Raw genomic sequence first — 725 nt, 5'->3', positions numbered from 1 at the left:
CTCATTTTTGTATCTTCATAACCTGCATACACACCATATATTCCACTGTCTTTTAAAGTAGAATAACCTATGATGGTTCCTTTAGTGTGTCCTTTACTTTCTTCATTTAAAGAAAGTTCAACATTCTGTGAAGAAGTATAAGGAAGGATGAATAAAGAATGTTCTTTATTAGAACCATAGCTTCCCTTATTTAAATCGCTCTTTATATAATCACTTGCATCTGCATATAAATTACCCTTTTCAGACATAGCAATGCTTTGAGACTTACTTGAAGAAGCTAAAGCAAAAGTTTGCATAGAATTACCCATAACATTATCTATAAAGGTTGATCTTCTTGAAGTAGTTGAGATTAAAGATCTAAAGGTTGCTCCAGATATGGAAGCATTAAGATGATAATCTGTAGAAAGTTTTCCTGTTAATGGATCATAGCTTAAAGATATTTCCCCACCTCCATTGGTTCCTATATTGCCAATATTGCCTTGATTAACACCTGAGATGATATTGTTGATATTGCCTAATTCTTCAAGATTAACATTGCTTTGATCTACGGTGATGTTTTCTACTTTTACATTATCTTTACCACTTCCACCTACAACCACAGTGTCTAATTTACCTGTTTCTTTGTCTGTAGAAACAACCCAATCTTTGATTCCAACACTACCACTACCATTGTTAGTTACTGTATTACCATTTTCATCTTTACCTACTGAGCCTTGGTTGGAAAT

1 pseudogene is annotated in these 725 nt (G+C 33.2%); it reads right to left on the bottom strand.

Annotated elements, in window-relative coordinates:
• A pseudogene (locus ELQ11_RS09630) lies at positions 1 to 725 on the bottom strand (autotransporter outer membrane beta-barrel domain-containing protein); the annotation flags it as partial.

Source organism: Campylobacter sp. US50a, assembly GCF_004379015.1.
Taxonomy (GTDB): Bacteria; Campylobacterota; Campylobacteria; order Campylobacterales; family Campylobacteraceae; genus Campylobacter_D; species Campylobacter_D jejuni.
Note: the sequence above shows the minus strand (reverse complement) of the source record. Positions and strands in the feature narration are given on the sequence as shown.